The 5,941-nt window shown below is 72.0% G+C and carries 9 protein-coding genes; 6 read left to right on the top strand and 3 right to left on the bottom strand.

Annotated features, from left to right (window positions below; genetic code table 11):
• The 6 genes from AC2W7G_RS07925 to AC2W7G_RS07900 all read left to right on the top strand — a co-directional run.
• Nucleotides 1-771: cyclase family protein (locus AC2W7G_RS07925; protein WP_485867951.1), on the top strand; the 771-nt coding region annotated here is incomplete at its 5' end.
• 207 nt (nt 772-978) lie between these two features.
• Nucleotides 979-1,842, top strand: a complete 864-nt coding sequence (locus tag AC2W7G_RS07920) for a shikimate dehydrogenase (RefSeq protein WP_485867950.1) — start codon at nt 979-981, stop codon at nt 1,840-1,842.
• A gap of 16 nt (nt 1,843-1,858) precedes the next feature.
• Entirely contained in the window at nt 1,859-2,317 is a 459-nt protein-coding gene (aroQ, locus tag AC2W7G_RS07915; RefSeq protein WP_485867949.1) for a type II 3-dehydroquinate dehydratase, read from the top strand.
• 22 nt (nt 2,318-2,339) lie between these two features.
• The gene (locus tag AC2W7G_RS07910; protein ID WP_485867948.1) at nt 2,340-2,870 is read left to right on the top strand and encodes an AEC family transporter; all 531 of its coding nucleotides are present in this window, start codon (nt 2,340-2,342) and stop codon (nt 2,868-2,870) included.
• Nucleotides 2,871-3,062: 192 nt separating this feature from the next.
• The gene (locus AC2W7G_RS07905; RefSeq protein WP_485867947.1) at nt 3,063-3,224 is read left to right on the top strand and encodes a hypothetical protein; all 162 of its coding nucleotides are present in this window, start codon (nt 3,063-3,065) and stop codon (nt 3,222-3,224) included.
• 197 nt (nt 3,225-3,421) lie between these two features.
• Nucleotides 3,422-4,411: an Abi family protein gene (locus AC2W7G_RS07900; protein WP_485867946.1), complete on the top strand. Its 990-nt coding sequence runs from the start codon at nt 3,422-3,424 to the stop codon at nt 4,409-4,411.
• 61 nt (nt 4,412-4,472) lie between these two features.
• Here the strand turns inward: AC2W7G_RS07900 and pcaC are convergent, their stop codons facing one another.
• The 3 genes from pcaC to AC2W7G_RS07885 are packed head-to-tail and all read right to left on the bottom strand — an operon-like array spanning nt 4,473 to nt 5,879.
• On the bottom strand, nt 4,473-4,928 hold the full coding sequence (pcaC, locus tag AC2W7G_RS07895) for a 4-carboxymuconolactone decarboxylase (protein WP_485867945.1): 456 nt from the start codon (nt 4,926-4,928) through the stop codon (nt 4,473-4,475).
• Nucleotides 4,918-5,625: an alpha/beta fold hydrolase gene (locus AC2W7G_RS07890; protein WP_485867944.1), complete on the bottom strand. Its 708-nt coding sequence runs from the start codon at nt 5,623-5,625 to the stop codon at nt 4,918-4,920. Before AC2W7G_RS07890 ends, pcaC begins: the two co-directional genes overlap by 11 nt.
• Nucleotides 5,622-5,879: a hypothetical protein gene (locus tag AC2W7G_RS07885; protein ID WP_485867943.1), complete on the bottom strand. Its 258-nt coding sequence runs from the start codon at nt 5,877-5,879 to the stop codon at nt 5,622-5,624. The genes AC2W7G_RS07890 and AC2W7G_RS07885 overlap by 4 nt, the downstream gene beginning before the upstream one ends.
• Nucleotides 5,880-5,941 lie beyond the last annotated feature (62 nt).

Here is a 5,941-nt window from a genome sequence, read left to right as displayed (position 1 = left end):
GCTCGCTCGGGCTGCCGCTGGACGCCGACGGGGGCCGCACGCCCGCACGGCGTGCGGCCCAACCCCCGGCACGTCGTCACACGCGGGCCTGACGTGCCGCCCGAGCGCGGCGGCTTCCAGTGGATGGACGACCTGGTCGAGCTGCCGCCGCAGGCGGCCACCCAGGTCGACGGCCTCGCGCACGTCGGGTACGACGGCTTCCTGTTCGACGGCGTGCCGGTGGAGTCGGTGACCGCCGACGGTGCCTCCCGCCTGGGCGTCGAGCAGCTCCGGGACGGGATCACCGGTCGTGGGGTGCTGGTCGACGTCGCGCGTCTGCACGGCGTCGACCGGCTCCCGGCCGAGCACGTGGTGACGGTCGAGGACGTCGAGGCGTGCCTGGAGCGGGCCGGCCTGGAGCCGCGGTCCGGCGACGTGCTCCTGATCAGGACCGGCTGGATCACGACGCTGCGCCGCGAGGGGCGCTCGGCGTTCATGGCGGCCGAGCCAGGCATCGACCTGCCGATGACCGAGTGGCTGGCGACCCACCGCACCGCCTTCGTGGCGAGCGACAACTGGGGGATCGAGGTCGCCCGCGCGGGCGACGAGAACATGCCGGTGCACTGCGTGCTCGTCCGCGACATGGGCATGCCCCTGGGCGAGATGTTCGACCTCGAGCGGTTGTCCGAGCGCTGCGCCGCGGCCGGACGCTGGGAGTTCCTGTTCACCGCGAGCCCGCTGCAGATCACCGGTGGCCTCGGCTCCCCGCTCGACCCCAAGGCGATCCTGTGACGCGCCGTCCCTCGCGCGCCTGCCGAACAGCGCAGTCTCACCGGTGCCCTCGCCGCCTGAGGGCGAGAGCACCGCGTCACGGACGCACGAACCACATGAGCAGACGGAGCGTCCCGCGACCGCTGTGCCGCGCCACCCGTCGGAAGAACTGGAGCATCTGATGATCGATAACGCACACCGCCCGCTGACCCCGGTCGGGGCCCGCGCATGAGCGCGTCGGCGGACGCGTTCCGCGTCGGGCTGCTCGGCCACGGCATCGGCCCGTCGCTGACCCCGCCGATGCACGAGCGCGAGGCCGCGCGGCTCGGGCTCGACTACACGTACGCCATCGTCGACCTCATCGACCAGCCCGACGTCGACCTCGGCGCCGAGCTGGACCGGCTGGAGGCGGACGGCTTCGCGGCCGTCAACGTCACGCACCCCTTCAAGCAGGACGTGCTGCGGCACGTGGACGAGACCAGCGACGCGGTGCAGCGCATCGGCGCGGCGAACCTCGTGCTGCTGCGCCCCGGTCGCCGGGTCGCGCACAACACCGACTACTCCGGCTTCCGGGCCGGGCTCGAGCAGTTCCTCGGCGACCGGTCGCACGGCACGGTGCTGCAGGTCGGCGCCGGCGGGGCCGGGCTGGCGACCGCGTGCACGCTGGCCGACCTCGGGTTCAAGCGGGTCGTCGTCCACGACCGCAGCGAGGACGCCACCGCCCGGCTCGTCGAGCGGTTCGGCGGCACGTCCGGCCCGTTCGTCTCGTCCGGGGGAGACCTCGAGGCGTGGCTGCCGCAGGTCGAGGGCGTCGTGCACGTGACGCCGACCGGCATGCGCGAGCACCCCGGCGTCGCCTTCGACGTCGACCGGCTCGGACCGGACGCGTGGGTCGCCGAGGTGGTCTACCGCCCGCTGGAGACCGAGCTGCTCCGCCGGGCCCGGGCCCGCGGCCTCGCGACGCTGGACGGCGGCGCGATGGCCGTCGGCCAGGCGGTCGAGAGCGTCCGGCTCATCACCGGCCTCGATCCCGACCCCGCGTCCATGCACGCCCACTTCGACCAGCTGGTCGTCGACGGCTCGTCCGTCTGACCACGACAGGAGCACCATGACCGTCGTCCACGTCCTCAACGGACCCAACCTCAACCTGCTGGGCCGGCGCGAGCCGGCCGTCTACGGCCACGCCACGCTGGCCAACGTCGAGCAGCGCTGCCGCGGCTTCGCCGGCGGGCTCGGGCTCGAGCTGGACTTCCGGCAGAGCAACTCCGAGGGTGAGGTCGTCACCTGGCTGCACGAGTGCGGGGCCGAGGTCGCGGCCGGACGCAGCGTGGGTGTCGTGCTCAACGCCGGCGCGTACACCCACACGTCCGTCGCGCTGCGCGACGCGGTGGTTGGCGCGGAGGTGCCGATGATCGAGGTGCACCTGACGAACGTCCACGCGCGCGAGGAGTTCCGCCACCACTCGTACCTGTCGGGGGTCGCGCGCGGCGTGGTCGTCGGGCTCGGTCCGCTCGGCTACGAGCTGGCGATCCGCGCGCTGCACGACGCCGCGCAGCCGGCCGCGTGAGCCGGGGAGGCGACGGCTCGGCGTGCTGGCGACGCTGAGCGGGCTGGCCCCGGTCCTGGCCGGGCTGTTCTGCGGCTGGTGGCTGCGGCAGGCCGGCGTCGCGCGGGAGGCGGACGGACGCTTCCTGCTGCTGCTCAACCTCTACGTCTGCATGCCGGCGCTCATCCTGCGCTCGTTGACGGACGTCGAGCTGACCCGCGACATCGTCGTGTTCCCGGCGGCCGCAGTCGTCATGGTCGGCCTCGGGTACGTGGCCGGACGCGTCGCGGCACGCGGACGCGACCGCTCCGAGGCGACCGTCGTCGTCATGTCGCTCATGGTGGTCAACGCCGCCTTCGCGCTGCCGTTCGTGGACGCGGCGTACGGCGCCGCCGGGGTGGCGCGGCTGGCCGCGTTCGACGCGGTGCACAGCCTGCTCGTCCTCACCGTCGTCCACCTGCTCGCCGCCCGGTCGAGCCCGGCCGGGGTCGGAGTCGGCGGCCCTCGCCGTGCTGCGGACCCCGCCGCTCTACGCCACGGTCGTCGGCATCGGGCTCAGCCTGGCCGGGCGTGAGCTGCCCGGGGCCGTGGACGACCTGACCGCCTTCTCCGCGTCGGCCAGCCCGATGCTCGTCGCGGTGGGGGCCGGCGTGATGTTCCGCCCGACCCGCCGCCTGCTCGGCGCGGCCGGACGCTCGGGCTCGTCCGCGTCACGCTCGGGCTCGTTGTCGCGACCGCGATCGTCCTGGCCCTCGGCCTCGACGGCGTGGACGCCGGCGTGCTCGTGCTGCTCGGCGCCGCCCCGGTCGGCTTCGTCGTGGTGACGTTCTCAGCGAAGCACGAGCTCGACACCGACCTGGCCAGTCAGGCCCTCGTCGGCTCCATCCTGCTCAGCACCGTGGTGGCCACCGGCATCGTGCTGTGGTGAGGGCTCGGACGTCCCTGAGCACTGACAGCGCCTGAGGGTGCAGCAATACACATCGGCGGCTGGGCGGGATGCCACCCCGCTTGAGAAGCTGAGACAGGCTAAGCGCGTCGTGCTACGCTCGTTGCACTACATCCCCCACGCCTCTCGTTGACGCGCACTTGGGGGATTTTCTTTTGTCTTGGGCGAGAGGACTGGGTATGCCTCGAGAGTCGCGGCCACGGGGTGAGCTCGAGTTCGACAAGCCAGCCCTGAGCGCGGGCGAACTGGTCCAGTTGCTGATTAACCGTGGACTGCAGATCCCGGACCTCGACAGGGCGACTCGTTACCTGCGGCACATCGGCTACTACAGGCTCTCGCCATACACGATCCCGTTCCAGCAAGGCGGGCCCGCCCACCTCCTCCGCGACAATGTCGCGTTCGACGACATCCTGGATCTGTACGTGTTCGACCGAAAACTGCGTCTTGTAGTTATGGATGCGTTGGAGCGCGTCGAAGTTGCAGTGCGGGCAGCGCTCACGGACCACATGGCGACTGCGTACGAAAACCCTCATTGGTACACGGAACCTTCGCACTTTCAGCGCGCAGACAGGCACGCGAAGCTCTTGGAACTCGTCCGAGAAGCGTGCCGCAAACAGCTTGCCGGACCTGCTGAAGCCAGTCAGGACGTGTTGGTGCACCGCTCCGCGCTCGAGCACTACTTGACGACCTACGGATCACCCGACCTGCCGCCGTCCTGGCTCATGGTCGAGCACCTCACCCTCGGACAGCTCGCGAACACGATCGACAACCTTAAGATCCGCGCCGATCGGACCGCCATCGCGGGGACTCTCGGCCTGACCGCGCCGGTGCTGCAGTCCTGGTTGCGAACGTACGTCCGAGTTCGCAACATCTGCGCCCACCACGGGCGCTTGTGGAACGTCGGCCTCGGTGTGTATCCAATGATCCCGACTTCGTCGGACATTTCGTGGCTGACCGCCGATGATGCCCTCCCGGAGCGCTCGACGAAGCGTCTCTACCCAGTCTTGGTGTCGCTTCAGTCGGTTCTCGATTCCATCTCGCCACACAGTCGCTGGGCTCAGCGGCTGCACCAGCTGGTGGATCCGAGGCCTCGGATGAATCTGGCGGGGATGGGACTGCCGGAGGCATGGGCCAACGACAGGTTCTGGAGTCGCCACCTCGACGTGTGACCACACGTATGCCGAGGGGCGATGGCAGAACTCGGTTGGTCGGTCGATCTTGCGTCAGGTCCTAGTCCTCGTCGGCGAGGGCCTGGGTGGCGATGCGGAAGGCGGTGTTGGCCGCGGGGACGCCGCAGTAGATGGCGGTCTGCAGCAGCACCTCCTTGATCTCGTCCACGCTCAGGCCGTTGCGGCGGGCGGCGCGCACGTGCATCGCCAGCTCCTCGTGGTGGCCGAGCGCGACGAGCGCGGTCATGGTGATGAGCGAGCGGTCGCGGCGCTCCAGGCCGGGGCGGGTCCAGATCTCGCCCCAGGCGTAGCGGGTGATCATGTCCTGGAACTCGCGGGTCAGGTCGGTGATGCCGGCGTTGGCGCGGTCGACGTGGGCGTCGCCCAGCACCGCGCGGCGCACCGTCATGCCGGACGCGTGACGGTCCGCGTCCGTGGTCTGCAGGTGGGCCTGCAGCAGCGCGGCGACGGCGTCGGGGTTCTCGGCCGGGGCCAGGTGGGCGACGTCATCGAGCACGACCAGCCGCCCGGTCTGGACGGCGTCGGCGATCTCGGCCAGCGACGCCGGCGGGTGGGCTGCGTCGGCCGAGCCGGCCACGGCCAGCACCGGGGCCGAGATCGTCGGCGAGCCGGTCGCGGACGTCGAACGCCGCCAGCGCCTCGCAGGCCAGCGCGTAGCCCTCGGCGTCCGCGTCCTGCAGCGAGTGCAGCAGCGCGGTCGTGCGCTCGGGCTTGCGCTCGATGAAGCCGGGCGCGAACCAGCGCTTGGCCGAGCCTTCGACCATGCGCGGGGTGCCGGACGCGCGCACCTGCTCGGCCCGCTCGGTCCACGACTCGGGCGTGCCGATCTTCGCGCCGGTGCACAGCACGGCGGCGGACGTCACGCGGTCCGGGGCGTCCAGCAGCAGCTGCAGGCCGACGGCCCCGCCCAGCGAGACGCCGGCGTAGGCGAACGGGGTGTCCGGACCGGCGGCGCGGTCGACGACGTCCATCACGGCGGCGGCCAGGTCGGCCACCGAGAACGCGCCGGCGGGAGCATCGGAGCGTCCGTGCCCGGGCAGGTCCCAGCCGACCAGGTGGAACGAGTCGGCCAGACGCGACGCAGCCGGACCCCACAGCGCCTCGACCGACGTGCCCAGCGACGGACCCAGCACCAGCAGGGGCCCGGACCCGGGCTCGCTCAGCTGGACGGCGGCCAGGCGCAGGTCGGTCACGAGGTCTCCTGGAGGTAGGTGGTCGCGGTGGCGAGGGCGCGGTCGACCAGCAGGTCGGTCGCGCCGGCGTAGGTGGGGGAGGGGTCGCGGTCGAGCAGCCCGGCGATCGAGCGCTGCTCGGCGAGCAGCGCATCGCCGGCCTCGGCCAGGTGGCGGCCATCGCCTCGGCGTCCACGCGCAGCCCGGCCAGCAGGGTGCGCGCCTGGACGGACGCGGTGACGGTGCGGCGGGCGAGCGTGCGCAGCGTCGCCCACTCGGCGTGCCAGGAGCCGTCCGGAGCTCGTCGACGCTCAGCGCGGACGCGGTGTGCAGCGTC

This window comes from Aeromicrobium sp. PFPM2_SD2, assembly GCF_057364525.1.
This window is presented reverse-complemented; position numbering and strand designations above follow the sequence as displayed.

What these genes read in the sequence shown, in the direction of transcription:
- AC2W7G_RS07920 (WP_485867950.1), top strand. Translation starts at nt 979, where the DNA reads ATGAGCGCGTCGGCGGACGCGTTCCGCGTCGGGCTGCTCGGCCACGGC.
- aroQ (WP_485867949.1), top strand. Translation starts at nt 1,859, where the DNA reads ATGACCGTCGTCCACGTCCTCAACGGACCCAACCTCAACCTGCTGGGC.
- AC2W7G_RS07900 (WP_485867946.1), top strand. Translation starts at nt 3,422, where the DNA reads ATGCCTCGAGAGTCGCGGCCACGGGGTGAGCTCGAGTTCGACAAGCCA.